We start from the raw sequence: 16,901 nt of genomic DNA, 5'->3' as shown, positions 1-16,901 counted from the left end.
CAACACGAAAGCAGCGCGCCGGATAAAGCAGAGGATGGTGGAATAAAAGCGCGGGAAATGGCGGAAAATCGCAGGAGTAACGGGCCGTTATCCGACTAAGGTCGGGCATAAAAAAAGACCGCAGCGGGCGGTCTTTTTATTGGCCAGCACACTCATCGACAGGCGGATGGGTGGATGCCGACTCAGGGGCGGATTAAATGGGAAAAAATCCACCCATTGTTCATATTCAACGATTCAGTCAGCCCTGTCCTTGGATCAACAGGCTTCGAACAAACAGGCTTCAGACATCGCTGACGTCGGCCAGGTGTTTGAAGTTCTGTTTATCCAGCCCGAATTTCTTCATTTTTTCGTACAGGGTCTTACGCCCCAGCACCAGCTCTTCCTGCACGTCTTTCAGCCGGCCCTGATGACGGGTCAGCACTTCACGCAGCAGCAGTTCTTCGTAACGGGCCACCTGCTCGGCCAGCGAGATACGACCCTGCTCGGTATTGCCACCGCGCAGGCTGTCGAAGGCGCGTTCGCCGCCCAGCAGTACAAAGCACTCGGCCAGATTGCGCAGCTCACGTACGTTGCCCGGCCAGTCGTGCGCCAGCAGCGTCTGTCGCTGGGACGGGGTCAGCGGCTGAATCTCAGTGCCGTAGCGGTTGGCCGCCGCCCAGACAAAATGCTCAAACAGCAGAGGTACGTCGTCGCGGCGCTCGCGCAAGGCCGGAATATGCACCTGCACCACGTTCAGCCGGTAATAAAGGTCGAGGCGGAATTCGCCTTTGTCACTCAGCGCTTTTAGATCGGTTTTGGTGGCTGCCACCACACGGATATCCAGCGGAATCTGTTCATTGCCACCCAGCGGTTCTACTTTCCGCTCTTCCAGTACGCGCAGCATTTTGATCTGCAGCACCATGGGCATGCTTTCGATTTCATCGAGAAACAGGGTGCCACCGTTGGCGTATTCGAATTTACCGACGCGCTTTTTACCGGCGCCGGTAAAAGCCCCGGCCTGATGACCAAAGAGCTCGCTTTCAATCAGGGATTCCGGAATGGCGCCGCAGTTAATCGCCACAAAGGCTTTGTCGCGGCGCTTGCTGTGGCTGTGCAGATAACGGGCGACCAGCTCTTTGCCGCAACCGGTTTCGCCATGAATCAGCACGTCGGCCGGTGTGTCTTTTACATGATCGAGTGTACCGCGCAGTTTTTTCATGGCCGCATGGTGGCCGATGATGCGCGGCCCCGGATGCGACTGGGCTTCGACCTCCAGCCGCAGCTCGCGGTTTTCCAGCGTCAGGCGGCGTTTTTCCACCGCCCGCTGCACGGTTTCCAGCAAATGTTCAGTAGAAAATGGCTTTTCCAGAAAATCGTAGGCGCCATCACGCATGGCCTCTACCGCGGTGGAAATATCGCCATGCCCGGTTAACAGGGTGACCGGCATATCCGGGTCGATGGCGCGGATTTTCCGCATCAGCTCAAGGCCGTCCATACCCGGCATATTGATGTCGGTAATGACCACGCCGGGCCAGCTGTATTCGATATGATTCAGTGCCTCACGGGCAGAATTGGCCTGGATAACGTCATAGCCTTCGATGTCCAGCGTCTGTGCCAGCGCCTTACATACACTTTCTTCGTCATCCACTATCAGGACCAGTGCCATTAATACTCTCCGTCCGCCAGACCGGGTAATTCAAGAACAAAACAGGTGCTGCCGGCGGCGGTTTCCACCAGCTTAAGTTCGCCACCCAGGGTTTCAATAATGCGCCGCGACAAGGCCAGCCCCAGACCCAGCCCGCGGGCTTTGGTGGTAAAAAAGGGCTCGAAAATGCGCGTGCGTAATTCAGGAGCAATTCCCGGACCAGAGTCGAGCACAGTAAAACGCACCCGCCCCGGCGGAAATTCTATGTGCATGCGGATCCAGGCATCCTGCTGTTCTTCCAGCGCCTCGGCCGAGTTGGTGGTCAGATTCACCAGCACCTGCTGAATCTGCACCGGGTCGCAATACACTTTGGGCTGGCCGCCGTCCGGCAATACCGGGCTTTGCTCGATGTGCAGCGCCACACCCGCTTTTTTCAGCAGCGGCGTCATGATCACCAGCGTACCGTCGATGATTTCCTGAATATCGCAGGCGCGGGGTTCTGGCGGCGTCTTGCGCGCGAACACTTTAAAGCGCGACACAATGCCGTGCATGGTGGCAGTGATGCGCAGAATTTCGCGCAGGTTGTCTTCCACCACCTCGTAACGTTGCCGCTCACTCAGCCGCAGGCTGTTCTCGGCGTAAGTCTGCAACGCCAGCAGCGGCTGGCTCAGTTCATGATTAATGCCGGCCGACATTTCCCCGAGCACCGCCAGCTTGGCAGTCTGCACCAGCTGATCACGGGTTTCCTGCAGCTGACTCTGGGTGCTGCGGTAGTGGTTCACCAGCTCGGTCAGCTCGGTATTGGAATGCGTCAGCTCCGACGTCAGTACATCCACCCGCCGTTCCAGTTCTTCGTTCAGGTGGGCAATGTGCAGGCGCAGTTCTTCGCGTTTGCGGAAATACAGCCAGAGCAATAAGCCGGCGACAAACAGCGTGCTGTAATACAGCACATGAATGCCGACCCTCTGGTACAACACCCGCGATGGAGCAATGGCAAACAGGTGCCAGCCCAGTTCCGGTAAGCGAGCCCGTTTCACCAGGAAACGGTCGCTGAAACCGTACGATTTCAGACGGATATTGTCGTTGTAAAACACCGCTTCCACATCGTCGCTGGCAATATTATTAAAGGTTGCACCGCGATAACGGCGCAGATTACGGATCGCCTGTTTCTGACTTTCTGCCAGCGGATACAGGCTGCTGAACAGCCAGTCCGCACGTGAGGCCGCAAAGACAATGCCGTCGTAGCCCACCACCAGATAATCCGGCGCCATGGCCGCAACCGTGCTGAATAAAGGCTCCAGATCCACCTTCACCACCGCCACGCCAATAATGGTTTGCTGGTCAAACACAGGGGCGGAAAAAAAATACCCACGCCCCGTGGTCACCAGCGCCACCGAATAATAGCGTCCGGGCTCACCGAGAATGGACTGCTGAAAAAACGGCCGGAACGAAAAGCTCTGCGTAAAGGCGTCTTCCTCAAGCCCGACGCTGGCGCCCACCAGCATGCCGTCGCGGTCGAGCAGATACAGCGACTCACTGCCCAGACGGCTGTTGGTGCTTTCCAGAAAACTCTGCAGGCTGGCGCGGGCGGCTTCATCCTCGGGCGGTGTCAGCAGCGACTGGCGGATCAGGCGCAGGCCGGCCAGGGTTTCGGCCACGTCCTGATAGGGCGTCAGCGCCTTGCGCAGACTGGCGGCCATGCGCGCGGAATCCTGCTCCAGTTCCAGCAGCACTTCCTGCTGCAGATAGCGGCCGCTGCTGAAAACCACCAGCACAGTGCCCATCAGCCACAGAATCACGATCAGCCAGACGTTGACCGGCTTTTTGTGCAGCAGTGGATGATCCGGGCCGTACAGGCGCAGGTGTATGTTGTCGGTCATGCCAGTTCCCGTGTGTGCATTCCGATCACAGGCCGTGACCGGATCACTGAACAAAATGGGTCGGATTTTTCCCGTTGGCGGTGTGTCTGCCGCCCCTGTGTTGGATGCACTGGTGCGGCGGCCACGGATTTAACCCTGAAGGCTGCGGAAATCACGCCCGACCACAGAAAAAATCCACCCGTTTTTTATAGCTCATGGGTGGAAATCCACCCGTTTTTTACTTCACTCAGAGACAGACTAACGCCGTCTTTTTCCCCGTATTGACCGACCTTGGTCGGATATTCCGCCATCCGGCACAAGCGACACGGGTGCTTGCTGATGAATCTGTTAAGGTCTCTATTCAAGCTTCGGGCCAGTATTCACGCCGTGTTCCGCCAATGTCACCGGCGTTTCACACGGCCCATCGTCGTCACCCGCCCGGGTTTGCCGTCGGGCTGGTTTTATCCGCTCACGCTCAGCTGGCATATCGCTTGCTCAAGGCCTTTTCAGCACACGGCAACGACCTGTGCTGCACAACACCATCCGCTCAATAACAGAATAAAAGTGAGGACAGAATGAAATTACTGACCGCCACCCTGCTGGCTGTGAGTTGTCTGCTGCCGCTGCAACAGGCCAACGCCAAACCGATTGAAATTAAATTCTCCCACGTCGTGGCTGAAAATACGCCGAAAGGCCAGATGGCTCTGAAATTCAAAGAGCTGGCCGAAGCCCGTCTGCCCGGCAAGGTGGATGTGAAGGTGTACCCGAACTCACAGCTGTTCACCGACGCCACTGTGCTGCAGGCCCTGCAGCTGGGTGATGTGGAAATTGCCGCACCGGCGCTGTCCAAATTCCAGAAATACAATCCGGCGCTGCAGGTGTTCGATCTGCCCTTCCTGTTCAAAGACATGGACGCGGTCGACCGTTTCCAGCACAGCCCGCAGGGTGTTGCCCTGCTGTCGTCCATGAACGACAAATTGCTGGTCGGTCTGGGTTATCTGCACAACGGCATGAAGCAGCTGTCGTCCAATGATCCGATCCGCGTTCCGGCCGATATTGCCGGTAAAAAATTCCGCATCATGACCTCGGATGTACTGCAGGCCCAGTACGAAGCCGTGCACGCCATTCCCCTGAAAAAGCCATTCGCTGAAGTGTTCACCCTGCTGCAGACCCGCGCCATCGACGGTCAGGAAAGTCCATGGTCAAACACCTACGCCTCCAAGTTTTTTGAGGTGCAGAAATACGTCACCGAAACCGACCACGGTGTGCTCGATTATCTGGTGGTGACATCCGCTGAATTCTGGTTCGGCCTGCCGGAAGACTTGCGCGACACGCTCAAGCAGTGCATGGACGAAGCCATCGCCTACGGCAATCAGATTGCCGCCAAACAGGATCTGGCCGACCGCCAGAGCATTCTCGACTCCGGTAAAACCCAGATTCTGACCCTGAACCCGGGTGAGCGTCAGCAATGGATCGATGCCATGAAACCGGTGTGGAAAATGTTTGAAGACCAGATCGGCAGCGATCTGCTCGACGCCGCTATCCAATCCAATCACTGAGAAAAGCCCCGACTTTTTCCGACTGAATAACAACAAGCAACGAGAAAGAGAAGAACACCATGATGATGAAAAAACTCGCAACCGCGCTGTCTCTGGGACTGCTGGCGGCAGGCTTTGCACACGCTGAAGAAACCACCGCCAGCGCCTACGGCACCCTGCGCATCGGCGTCGACAACGTCAATGCCGGCACCTCCGACGACGGCATGAACGGCCGCGATTACCTGAGCGCGGTGGGCATGAAAGCCGCGGTGAAAATGGACAACGGCCTGACCGGTGTGGGTCAGGTGGAATACGGTCTGCGCGATGAAAACACCGTCGACATCGCCCAGATGGGTCAGCCAACCCTGCGTCTGGCATTCGTGGGTCTGAAAGGCGCTTTCGGCGAAGTGTATTACGGCTCGCAGACGCCGCTGTGGCACAAGTACGTGCGCAGCGCGTATTTCTCTGACGGCAACGACACCGTGCGTCTGGGTACCGTGCGTGAAGACGACCTGACCCAGTACTACTTCAAGGGCGAGAACTTCAACCTGGGCGCCGGCATTCACACCGAAGGTCAGGAAGGCGATTCCCTCGACTCCTGGTCGGTGGGCGGTGAATACAAAGCCGGCCCTGCCACCCTGCAGGCGGCTTATACCAAGGACGAGCGCGGTGCCAACACCGGCGGCCTGCTGGGTGTGCGCGCCTGGTACGCAGTGACCGACGCACTGACGCTGTCGGCCTACTTCCATCAGGCGGATGACGATTTCGACCTGTACGGCGGCTCGAGCGGTAACGTCGCCCTGACCGAAGCGGCGGTGTCCGGTTCGGTAAAAGGCATCGGCAACTGCGCGGGTGAAGAACGCACCAATCAGGGCGTGTACGCGGCCTATAAAATTGGTGCGGGCAAGGTGCACGCGCGCTACGCCATCGACAGCTGTGAAGACGCCGGTGACGTAACCTCCAGTAAAGTGGAATACGTGTACTATCTGGCCAAGAACTACAACGTCTGGGCCTCGTACGAAGCACTGAACAACGACAGCACCCGTATGCCGGCCACTGGCAAGGAAATGTCGGAAGCTCAGCTGGGTGTACGCTTCGATTTCTGAGGCGCACACTGAGGCTTAATGTTTAAAAGCCGACTGACCACCGCAGGCCTTCGCTTGCGGTGGTTATTTTTTCTGTGCCCTTCGGCACTTCCGCTCAACCGATTCGTTTCCAGCGCATACGAGGCTGGCGAATGGAGAGTCTTCCGATGCATGAACTGCCCTTCCCTTTATTTCGCGGTCTGGCCCTGCCCCGTTATACCGCCGCTTCACTGTTATTCCTGCTGATGACACTGGCCCTTAACGGTTGCGCGTCGCTGACACCCACCAACGTGCGGGTCGGAAACGGCCCGGTGCAGATAACCGTGCCGGCGGATGTGCGCATTGAAAGCATCGACCAGAAAAAAGTGAACAGTCCGAATCTGTATCAGGGGCAGTATGTGGTGCAACTGAACGAGGGCGAACACCGGCTGGTGTTCCGCTACGAAGCCAACTGGAATACGCAGGACGATTCCGGGCACATGGTGCGCTGGCCGGCGCGGGAGTTTGTCGCCGAACTTAACGCAGCCGGTAACTACCGCATCCAGCACCCGCCGGTCAGAAACAGAGAACAGGCAGAGCAACTGGCGGCCAGTGCGCCGCTGCACTTGCTGATGAACGGCGAAAAACTGGCCGGAGAAACCGTGATTGCCGCGGAGCTGGCCTATTTCCGGCCATTACAACCGGGCCTGCAAGCCCCGGCCACGCTCGACACCATGACCCGCCTGTGGGATGCCCTGAGCGCAGACGACCAGGCCCGTTTCCGCCACTGGCTGCAACAGCAGCCCTGACACGGATAGCAGAATCCGACAGGTCATGTGACCCGGAGGGCGGATTCTGCTATAAATCCGCCGGCAGACGGCGGTGGTCGGCACGGTGGAAGGCCTCGCGCTACCTCTGATAGCGACACAGCCAGCTGGACTGATAACCACAGTCAGCTGGACTGGCAACCACACAGCCATCTGGACTGACAACCACACAGTCAGCTGCACTGGCCACTACGCCGTCAGCTGCACAGATAAACCCACAGACAACCCCATAACGGAAACCGGCATGTCACTGCGCGCCTATAAAGTTCAGGAATTTCTGGTATTTGCTTCCCGCGGCACCGAAGCCAAAATGCTCGCCGCACCGCGTATCCGCTCAGAAGCGGAATGGCGTGAAGACGTATCGGCTTGGGTAGCGCTGCGGGCGGAACGCGCGCCCGAACTCGATGAACTGGTGAATCCGGACGCGACCGAAGCGTATATTCAGGAAGCTTCCTGAAGCCGCGCCCCGGCCTGAACCCAGCATTCTGATGAAACCCCGCACAACCGAAGCGTGCGTTCAGTACGCCTCCTGAAACAGCGACCCGGCCTGAGCCCAACGCCCGGATAAATCCGGACGCCGGGTCTTAATCAGGAAGCATCAGTGCGCAGCAGCACAGCCGCACCATAACGCGTGCTGCCGTACTGAATCATATACGCCAGATTTTCCAGACTGACCGGCACATACAGGTTGTCGGTTGCGACCTGATCGAGTTTTTCGTCCACATCCGGGTCGTTGATGTAGGCGAAATCGTCATCCATCGCCACCAGCCACACCCAGTGCGGCGCTTTATTGCGGTTCAAGCGATAGGTGCTGATCAGCAGCAGAATGCGCTCGCCCGCGGCCAGTGCCGCGCGGTAATCGTCGAGGGCTTTGGTGCCCAGATCCGAAACAATCCCGGCCTCATCACAGCGGCGCTGAAAATCCTGCCCGACCAGATCCAGCACCTCACGTTTGTGCGCGCTGCGCACACCATCAATAAATGGCGTGCGTAAATCCGATAACCACATGCGTACCTGAAAACCGCGCGCGCGCGCAGCCAGTGCCAGCCCCTGGGCGGAGGTGCCGCCGTGGCCCGTGGTCAGATAAATGGTGGTGGCTTCCCGCCACAGATCCAGTTCTTCGAGACGGGTCAGCTGGTATTCGGGCTTGAGACTTTTCAGCGCCATCATCAGCGCCGACGGCCCGCAGGTGAACGGCGTGGTCTGAGCGTAAAACGGCAGCGGATCCGGGCGCGGCGTGACCGTGCGTAAATGTTTTTCCATACGCCAGCCGTCGGCGCCGTCTTCGTAATAGTGTTTCAGCGCCTTCAGCCGGCGATAACCCTGCTGTTCATACAATGCCACTGCCGCCGGATTGTCGTTGCGTACTTCCAGACGCATAAACAGCACGTGGCGCTCCAGCGCGCGCTGCTCGACCCAGAGCAATAATTGTTTGCCCAGACCGCGTCCGCGCGCCGCGGGCATGACCGCCAGCGAATACAGACGCGCCAATGACGTGCCGCGGTGAAACAGCACCAGCGCGTAGGCCAGAATGCCGGCGCCCTCCTGCAGCAACCAGAGCTCACTGTGTTCGCCGCGGATAAAATGGCGGAAGTGACGGGCACTCAGGCAGTCGCCGGAAAAGACCTGTTTTTCCAGTTCAGACAACGCAGGCACATCGGCCAGATCGGCCAGTCTCGGGGTCATACGTCACATCCGCAGAATAAAGTGTGAGCATAGAACCGGGGCGAATTTAAAAAAAGGGGCCAGCACTCTGTTACCGGCAGCGGGCCTACTATAGTGTGTTAAATCCCTTGGCCCATGGATCCTGTGCCGCATGAAATCCCTGCTTGTGCTTGTCGACCAGCCGCAAGACTGGTCTCCGTATTATCCGACCAATCAGGTGGTTGCCATTGAGCAATACCTGCGCGATTTCGCCGAAACCAAAGGTTATGTGATTAATCTGTGCCGCGATTACAGTTATTTATCCACCGGCTATTACGGTTCGCTGCTGGCGGAAGCCCGCGGTGGTCAGGTGTTTCCCTCGGTGCGCGCCATCCGCGAACTTAACAGTTTTGAAAGTGGCCAGCCACTGCCGCTGCGCTCGGGCAAAGTGCTGGATTCCGTGCTGCGTAAACAGGTGGGCGTCGGCGAGCATTACACCCTGAGTATTTATTTCGGTCAGACCGAAAAACCCGAGCTGGCGTCGGTGGCGCGCCGCTTGTTTGAAACCTTTGCCTTTCCGGTGACCGAAGTCACCCTCACCCGCCATCAGGATCACGTGTGGACCATCCGCGATATCCGCTGCCTGTCGCTGGATGATCTCGACGACGCCTCGCAAACCCGCTTTGCCGAAGCACTGGATGCCTTCAGCCATAAAATCTGGCGCAACAAACGTTCGAATAAGCGCTACAAATACGATCTGGCGGTGCTGGTGAATCCGGACGAAGAGCTGCCGCCGTCCAACAAAGGCGCGTTAAAATCCTTTGAAAAAGCCGGGCGCGATCTGGGCCTGAACGTCGATTTTATTACCTACCGCGACGCGGCCCGCATCGGTGAATACGACGCGCTGTTTATCCGCGAAACCACGCGGGTCGATCACCACACTTACGCCATCGCCCAGAGCGCCGAAAATCAGGGCCTGCTGGTGATCGACAGCCCGACCGACATCATGCGCTGCTCCAATAAAGTGTATCTGCACGAGCGTCTGCAGCGCTTTGAGGTCGACACACCGAAAACGCGGCTGATCATGGGTAACCAGCCATTCGACGTTGATGAATTAATTGACGATCTGGGCCTGCCCATCATAGTGAAAGTACCGGATGGTTCTTTTTCGATCGGGGTCGAAAAAGCCAAAGACCGTGAACAGCTGATGGAATGCATCGACCGCCTGAGCAAACGCTCGGCCATTTTGTTGCTGCAGGAATTCATGCCCACCGACTACGACTGGCGCATCGGCATCATGGACAATCAGGTGCTGTACGCCTGCCGCTACTACATGGCGAAAAGCCACTGGCAGATTTACAACCACAGCGCACGCTCGCACAAATCCGGTAACGCCGACGCCATGGCGGTCGAGAAAGTGCCGCGTCAGGTGATCAAAACCGCGCTGAAGGCCGCCAAATGCATGGGCGATGGTTTCTACGGCGTCGACCTCAAAGCCAGCGGCGACCGGGTGGTGATCATTGAGGTCAACGACAACCCGAGCATTGACCTGGGCGTCGAAGACCTGCACAGCGGCCACCTGCTGTATCAGCAGATCATGGGCATCATGCTGAAGAAGCTGGATGAACTGAACGGCCGTCGCTGATGCTGTGACGCTTATCAGCAGCAGTCCGCCCGAACGCCATTTCTGTTAAAATTTGTAACCGCGAGACCACCGACGCGGAAGGACCGGCAATGGCTTGTTACGCTTAATCTGAGATAACAAGCCAAGGCCTTCCGATGAACAAGTTGCTGACCCTTCTGATACTGATTTCCAGTTCCCAGTCATACGCCGCCGATGACGGTAAAAACACCGTGTTCCTGCGCGAAAACATCAAAGCCATGAGCGTCGTGGCGCCCGAGTGGGAGGGCCAGACCAACGCAGACGGTACCGGTCTGTACTGGGACGTACTGAAAACCATTTATGAGCCGGTCGGCGTCAAGGTAAAAACCGCCAACGTGCCTTGGAACCGGGCGATGAAAATGGTCACCAAGTATCAGGTCTATAACGCCATCGCCGGCGAGTACAAAGACAGCGAAGAAGACCTGCTCTTCCCCGATTACGCCCTCGACGTTGAGTACATGTCAGTGCTGTCTATGGCCAGTAAAAAGCTGCCCTGGGATGGGGTTGCCAGCCTCAAGGGCAAACGCGTGGGCTGGATCAAAGATTACGACCTGATCACCGAAGACAAGCGGGACTTCGAACTGGTGGAGTATCGCTCTACCGCACAGGGCATTGAGCTGCTGCAGGAAGGCAAAATCGACTACCTGATTGACGAATGGAATGAAATTGCCGCCGTTGTCGCCGAGCGCAAAGAAGACATGACCCTGTACCGGATGGGCGAAATGCCGGAAGGCACCGACGTCTACGTCGGCTTTGCCAACACCCCCCTGTCGCAGGTGCTGATCAGCATCTACAACGAACGCGTACCCGAGCTGATGCGTCAGAAACAACTGCAGCCGTTGTATAAAAAATGGGAAAGCGAAGTGCCGGCCTCAGTGACCGACGCGGTTCAGGGTCAGTAACCGGTGCCAATGTTCAGCGCCCAGAATAACCCGGGGCATCAATAACAGAGGCGACCTGACGTTTCAGCACCAGCTGCTAAGCTGAATTGCAGACGTACAAGGAAGCCTCTGCATGACACCTGAGCCACGAAAGAAGAGCGGCGCAGCCCGTACACTGCATCAGCAGTCACTGCGCTGGCAGATCTTCGTCCCCATGCTGTTCCTGGCTCTGGCCCCCCTTCTGATACTGGCGTGGCAGAGTTTTCACGACACCCGCCAGAACCTGCGCCATCAGGCCGAAACCCAGCTGATTGCGGCGGCCGAGCTGGAGCAGACTGCCCTGCTGTCGTGGCTCAAATACCGGGTCATGGACGCCGAGTATCAGGTGCGTTCGTTTCAGTTCCTACCCATCCTTCAGGCCGTCAGTCAGGGCATCAAAACCTCAGGGTTACCGCCCGACCGCTTTGTCCGCACCCGTGAATTCCAGCGCATCGTTCATGAATACGAAGGCGCTACGCTGGCCATGGTTGCCACCTACGATTACATCTACGACATCCTGCTCACCGATCGTCAGGGCAACATTTTGTACTCGCTGGCGCTGGAAGAAGATCTGGGCACCAGCCTGATCGACGGCCCCTTCCGCAATACCGGCATTGCCGACGTGGTTCGCCGCACCCTCCGCGATGGCGAAAATTACCTGTCGAACATAGAGCCGTATCCGCCGTCTGCCAACCAATCGGCCCTTTGGCTCAGCGCGCCGGTCAACAACCCGGAAGGGGAAGCCGAAGGCGTGCTGGTGGTTCAGCTGCGCACCGACCACATCAACGCCCTGCTGAACCGCCACCCGGCACAGAAAAACCGCTATTACCTGTTAAACGCCAACGCCATGTTTCAGCTCGGCGCCATTGAGAATTCTCAGGAGCTGTCACCGGATATTCCACCGCGTCAGCGTCATATTCTGCTGCGCGACAATCTTGGCAGGGCCAACAGCTACCGCGCCGCCGACGGCGAAGACGTTCTGGGCACAGCAGTGGCCATCGAAATGCTGGGCCAGCACTGGTATCTGGTGGCCGAGGTACCGCTGCGGCTGATCGATCTGGATGTGCTCACCGCCCTGCCCAACCTGCTTGCGCTGGGCTCGGTACTGACCATACTGGTGTTTATCGGTGCCGGTCTGACGGCGCGTTTCGTGTCGTCGCCGATCAGCCAGCTGGTACGAATCATGGGCGAAGCATCGCGCTCCTCAAGCTCTGGCATCGGCCGTGACGACATGCCCCATTCGGCCATCCGCGAAATTAACGAACTCTCCGCAGGGCTGGAACGCCTGATCATCAGCCGGGAAGAAATGCACGCCTCGGTCGAAGCCAGCCACCGCGAAACCGAAGCCGCCTTTAAGTCCCTGCAATCGCTGCAGTCGGCGTTTGACCACCACGCCATCGTCGCCATTACCGACGCCCGTGGCGTCATCACCTACGCCAACCAGTTGTTTTGCGATGTGTCAGGCTACAGCGAAAGCGAACTGATTGGTCAAACCCACCGCATCATTAAATCCGGTGTGCATGGCCAGGAAACCTACGCCGATATGTACCGCACCCTGCGCGAGGGCAAGGTCTGGCGGGGGCAGTTCTGTAACCGCGCCAAAGACGGCCATCTTTACTGGGTGAACAGTACGCTGGTGCCCATGCTGTCCGAGCGCGGCACCATTGAAAGCTACATCGCCATCCGTACCGACGTGACCGAACAACAGCACATGTTCGATGCACTGCAGGAACTGCACGCCATTTCGTCGTCCAATGTTGAATCGGGTGAGAAAATTCATCAGATTCTGAAACTCGGCTGCCGGATATTCGGGCTGCCCTATGGTCTGGTCACCGACATTACCGACAACGGCATGCGCATCCGCCATCTGGTGTGCCCGGATGCCCGCATTCAGCCGGGTCAGACCTTCCCCTTTGTGCATTTCAGCGGCTCGCGCACCTTAAGTTCGAACCGGCCACTGGCCTTTCACAAAGCGGCCGAAGGCAAAACGATCCGCCATCCGTTTTACCCGGATAAAAACGTTGAGAGCTATATCGGGGTTGCCCTGCGGGTCGATGGTAAGGCCGTGGGCACCATCAGCTTTTCTGCGGCCGAGCCCGATACCCGCACCGGCTTCAGTACCTACGACCTGAAACTGATTGAACTGATCGGTCGCTGGATCAGCAGCGAAATCGAAATCGACCTCAAACAACAACAGATGCGCCAGCAGCAGAACCTGCTGCAGCGCATGAGTGAAATGGGCCGCATCGGCGTCTGGGACCTCAATCTGGAAACCAATGAACTCTACTGGTCGTCCATGACGCGGCGTATTCACGAAGTACCGGACGACTACGTGCCGGACGTCACGACCGCGATCAGTTTCTACAAAGAAGGGGCAAGCCGCGAGCGCATCGGTGAGTTGGTTAAAGCCGGTGTAGAGCAGGGTGAGCCCTGGAACGAAGAACTGCAGATCGTCACCGCCAAAGGGCACGAGATCTGGGTAGCCGCCCAGGGCCATGCCGAATTCAAAGATGGGCATTGTGTGCGTCTGTATGGCTCTTTCCAGGACATCGACTCCCGTGTCCGTGCGCAGAACGCGGCGCGCGACCGCAACGAGCGTCTGCAGCTGGTGATGGAAGCCACCGCCGTCGGCCTGTGGGACTGGCACATCCCCAGCGGGCGCGTCATCTTCAACGAACGCTGGGCCAATATCGTCGGTTATTCATTGAGTGAGCTGGAACCCCACAGCGTCGACACCTGGACCCGTCTGGCGCATCCCGATGACCTGCGCAAATCCGAACTGGCCTTGCAGCTGCACTGGGGTGGCGTCACCGAGCGTTATGAATGCGAAGCGCGTATGCGCCATAAAGACGGCCGCTGGGTCTGGGTGATCGATACAGGGCGTGTTGTGGAATGGGACGAGCACAAAAACCCGGTGCGCATGATCGGCACCCACCTCGACATCACCGACCGTAAAGCGGCTGAAGCCAGCCTCGGTGAACGCAACCGTCGTCTGCAGCTGGCGGCGGATTCCGCCGGCATGGGCATCTGGGAAGTGGAGCTGGCCACCAGCACCAGCGTCTGGGACGAACGTATGTACCAGCTGCATGGAATCCAGCGTAAGAACGACGAAAGCGGCATCAACTTCCGCAGCTGGCAGGCATTGCTGCATCCGGACGACAGTGAACGGGTTACCCACGAATTTACTCAGGCGTTTGAGGAACAGGCCGGCCTCAACACCGAATACCGCATCCGCCATGCCGATGGTAAAGACCATCATCTGAAAATCGCCGCCATGTTCATCTTTGATGATAATCAGGTGGCCGTGCGCGTGGTCGGCGTGTGCTTCGACGTGACGCTGCTCAAGCAGAAAGAACAGAGTCTGCAGGAGTCGCTGTCGCTGCTGGAATCAACACTGGAGTCCACCGACAACGGCATTCTGGTGACCGACCGCCACAACCGCGTGATCCGCTGGAACACCCAGTACATGCACCAGTGGCGGCTGCGCAACGCCAATATACTGAACCGCGACTACGTCGAAGTGGCCGAGGAATTGCTGCTGCCGCAGCTGACCGATCCGGAGCGCACCCGCCGCCAGCTGGGCGAAGTGTTCAGCAATCCGCACGAAGGCGTTTTCGATTTACTCGAGTTCAAAGACGGCCGGGTGTTTGAACGCACCTCACTGCCCATGATGATGGACGCAGACGTCGCTGGCCGGGTGTGGAGCTACCGCGACATCACGCAGCAGAAAGCCGATGAACTGGCGCTGCGCGACGCCAAGCTGCAGGCCGAAGAGGCCGCGCGCACCAAGAGCGAATTCCTCGCCAGCATGAGCCACGAGATCCGCACACCGATGAACGGCGTCATCGGCATGCTCGATCTGCTGCGTGCCACGCCGCTGAATTCCGAACAACTGCACCGCATCGATCTGGCGGTCAGCAGCGCCAATGCCCTGCTCGGCCTGATCAACGACATTCTCGATTTCTCCAAAATTGAAGCCAATAAACTTGAGCTGGAGCCGATTCCGTTCAGCCTGCTGGATATGGTCGGCGATCTGGCCGAAAACATGGCGCAGCTGGCGCAGAACAAAGATCTGGATCTGATTCTGGATACGCACAAAGTACCGGTCAAAGAAGTGGTCGGCGACCCGGGGCGTCTGCGTCAGGTGATGACCAACCTGCTTGGTAACGCCATTAAATTCACCGGCCGTGGCGAAGTGCAGCTGGTTCTGGAGCTGGAAGACACCGGCGCCGACTGGTTGCTGCGCGGTAAGGTCATCGATACCGGCATCGGCATTCCCGACGACGCCCGTGAGCGTCTGTTCGAAGCCTTCAGTCAGGTCGATGCCTCCACCACCCGCCGCTACGGCGGCACCGGCCTTGGTCTGGCCATCGTGCGCCGCCTCTGTCGTCTGATGGGCGGCGATATTGAAGTGAGCTCGACCCCCGGACAGGGCAGCTGCTTTACCTTTACCGCCCTGCTCGGACACACAGAAGCCGAGGTCCCCGCCCTGCCGCCAACAGCGGTTAAAGGCCTCAGCGTCATGCTGGCGGAGGCCAACGAAAGCCAGCTGATCAGCCTCTGCCGTCAGCTGACTCTGTGGGATGCCAGCGTGGTGTCCTGCCGCTCAGGCGCCGAGGTGATGCACCAGCTGAACGAGATGACCCCGGACATTCTGGTACTCGACCTGTCACTGCCCGATGCCAAGACGCTGGAACTTGCGCGGCAGCTGCGCAATGCCCTGCTGCCGGAAAGTACCCGCATCGTGCTGATGACGCCGATGAACTACATGGCCGACCCCGAACAGCTGCGCCAGGCCGGTATCAATGCCAACTTCCCGAAACCGGTGACCTTCAACAACCTGCTCAGCATCTTCGGTCAGGAAGAACTTCGGGCGCGCACCACCAGCCACGATGGTATTCAGACCGACGGCCAGTGGCTGTTGCTGGTCGAGGACAACGAAATTAACCAGATTGTCGCCAGCGAGTTGCTGACCGCTGCCGGCTATCAGGTCGACATCGCCAACAACGGCATCGAAGCCTTGCTGAAACTCGGCACACCGCCGGATCACGACCCGTATGCCCTGGTTTTAATGGACTGCCAGATGCCGGAAATGGATGGTTTTGAAGCAACGCGGGAAATCCGCTCAGGCGCCGCCGGACAAGCCATGCGCAGCATTGCTGTGGTCGCCATGACCGCCAACGCCATGCAGGGCGACCGCGAACGCTGTCTGGCGGCGGGCATGGATGATTATCTGACCAAGCCGATCCGCGCCGACGAAATGCTGCGCACCATTGCCCGCTGGCTGCAGAAAAAGGGCAAAACCGGTGGTCGCAAGGCAACCGCCGTCGCGGCGCCCAAAGCGCCCGCAGCGGCAGTCGTCTGGGACCGTGCCGCCGCCATTGAGCGCCTGATGGGCGACGATGACCTGCTTAACCGTCTGGCCACTATGTTTGCCGACGGCTTCGCCGAACGCATGAAAGCGCTGCAGGAGGCGCTGGATGCGCGCGATGTCGATGAAATCCGCTCGGTGGCCCACAGCATGAAAGGCGTAACCGGTAATCTGGGCGCCAATCAACTGCATGACATAGCAAGCCAGCTGGAAAAAGCCGCCCAGACCTGTGAGGAACCTGTCTGCCGCGGGCTGATTCACGACATGGAAAACGCCGGCAAGGCGTTCGTCGAAGCCGTACAACAACAAACTTGATCTGGATTAACGAAAAAACACGCCGGCTGTCGTCATAAGCAACTAAGCTGATTAACAAGGTATGCAGTCAGGATAA

At 58.3% G+C, this 16,901-nt stretch carries 10 protein-coding genes; 7 read left to right on the top strand and 3 right to left on the bottom strand.

Features of this window, described 5'->3' with window-relative positions:
• Positions 1-280: 280 nt before the first annotated feature.
• Together ACQUQU_RS05200 and ACQUQU_RS05195 are read right to left on the bottom strand one after the other, a co-directional pair.
• The gene (locus ACQUQU_RS05200) at positions 281-1,645 is read right to left on the bottom strand and encodes a sigma-54-dependent transcriptional regulator (protein ID WP_430462191.1); all 1,365 of its coding nucleotides are present in this window, start codon (positions 1,643-1,645) and stop codon (positions 281-283) included.
• Positions 1,645-3,504 carry a sensor histidine kinase gene (locus tag ACQUQU_RS05195; RefSeq protein ID WP_430462190.1) on the bottom strand — a complete coding sequence of 620 codons (1,860 nt, stop codon included), beginning with the start codon at positions 3,502-3,504 and terminating at the stop codon, positions 1,645-1,647. The genes ACQUQU_RS05200 and ACQUQU_RS05195 overlap by 1 nt, the downstream gene beginning before the upstream one ends.
• Before the next feature lie 554 nt (positions 3,505-4,058).
• Between ACQUQU_RS05195 and ACQUQU_RS05190 the strand changes: the two genes are divergently transcribed.
• The 4 genes from ACQUQU_RS05190 to ACQUQU_RS05175 all read left to right on the top strand — a co-directional run bounded on the left by ACQUQU_RS05190 (position 4,059) and on the right by ACQUQU_RS05175 (position 7,369).
• Positions 4,059-5,042: a TRAP transporter substrate-binding protein gene (locus ACQUQU_RS05190; RefSeq protein WP_430462189.1), complete on the top strand. Its 984-nt coding sequence runs from the start codon at positions 4,059-4,061 to the stop codon at positions 5,040-5,042.
• A gap of 59 nt (positions 5,043-5,101) precedes the next feature.
• Positions 5,102-6,127 (top strand): porin, encoded by a 1,026-nt coding sequence (locus ACQUQU_RS05185; protein ID WP_430462188.1) that lies wholly within the window; start codon positions 5,102-5,104, stop codon positions 6,125-6,127.
• A 146-nt stretch (positions 6,128-6,273) separates the two neighbouring features.
• On the top strand, positions 6,274-6,894 hold the full coding sequence (locus ACQUQU_RS05180; RefSeq protein ID WP_430462187.1) for a DUF2057 family protein: 621 nt from the start codon (positions 6,274-6,276) through the stop codon (positions 6,892-6,894).
• A 262-nt stretch (positions 6,895-7,156) separates the two neighbouring features.
• Positions 7,157-7,369 (top strand): hypothetical protein, encoded by a 213-nt coding sequence (locus ACQUQU_RS05175; RefSeq protein ID WP_430462186.1) that lies wholly within the window; start codon positions 7,157-7,159, stop codon positions 7,367-7,369.
• 131 nt (positions 7,370-7,500) lie between these two features.
• Here ACQUQU_RS05175 and ACQUQU_RS05170 read toward each other — a convergent pair whose 3' ends face one another.
• Positions 7,501-8,598: a GNAT family N-acetyltransferase/peptidase C39 family protein gene (locus ACQUQU_RS05170; RefSeq protein WP_430462185.1), complete on the bottom strand. Its 1,098-nt coding sequence runs from the start codon at positions 8,596-8,598 to the stop codon at positions 7,501-7,503.
• A gap of 130 nt (positions 8,599-8,728) precedes the next feature.
• On the opposite strand from ACQUQU_RS05170, the gene ACQUQU_RS05165 reads away from it, so the two are divergent.
• The 3 genes from ACQUQU_RS05165 to ACQUQU_RS05155 all read left to right on the top strand — a co-directional run bounded on the left by ACQUQU_RS05165 (position 8,729) and on the right by ACQUQU_RS05155 (position 16,825).
• Positions 8,729-10,201: a RimK family protein gene (locus ACQUQU_RS05165; protein WP_430462184.1), complete on the top strand. Its 1,473-nt coding sequence runs from the start codon at positions 8,729-8,731 to the stop codon at positions 10,199-10,201.
• A 134-nt stretch (positions 10,202-10,335) separates the two neighbouring features.
• Entirely contained in the window at positions 10,336-11,121 is a 786-nt protein-coding gene (locus tag ACQUQU_RS05160) for a substrate-binding periplasmic protein (RefSeq protein WP_430462183.1), read from the top strand.
• A gap of 112 nt (positions 11,122-11,233) precedes the next feature.
• Positions 11,234-16,825 (top strand): PAS domain-containing protein, encoded by a 5,592-nt coding sequence (locus tag ACQUQU_RS05155; RefSeq protein ID WP_430462182.1) that lies wholly within the window; start codon positions 11,234-11,236, stop codon positions 16,823-16,825.
• Positions 16,826-16,901: the final 76 nt, after the last annotated feature.

This window comes from Thalassolituus sp. LLYu03 (genome assembly GCF_050507655.1).
GTDB lineage: Bacteria > Pseudomonadota > Gammaproteobacteria > Pseudomonadales > Oceanobacteraceae > Venatoribacter.
This window is presented reverse-complemented; position numbering and strand designations above follow the sequence as displayed.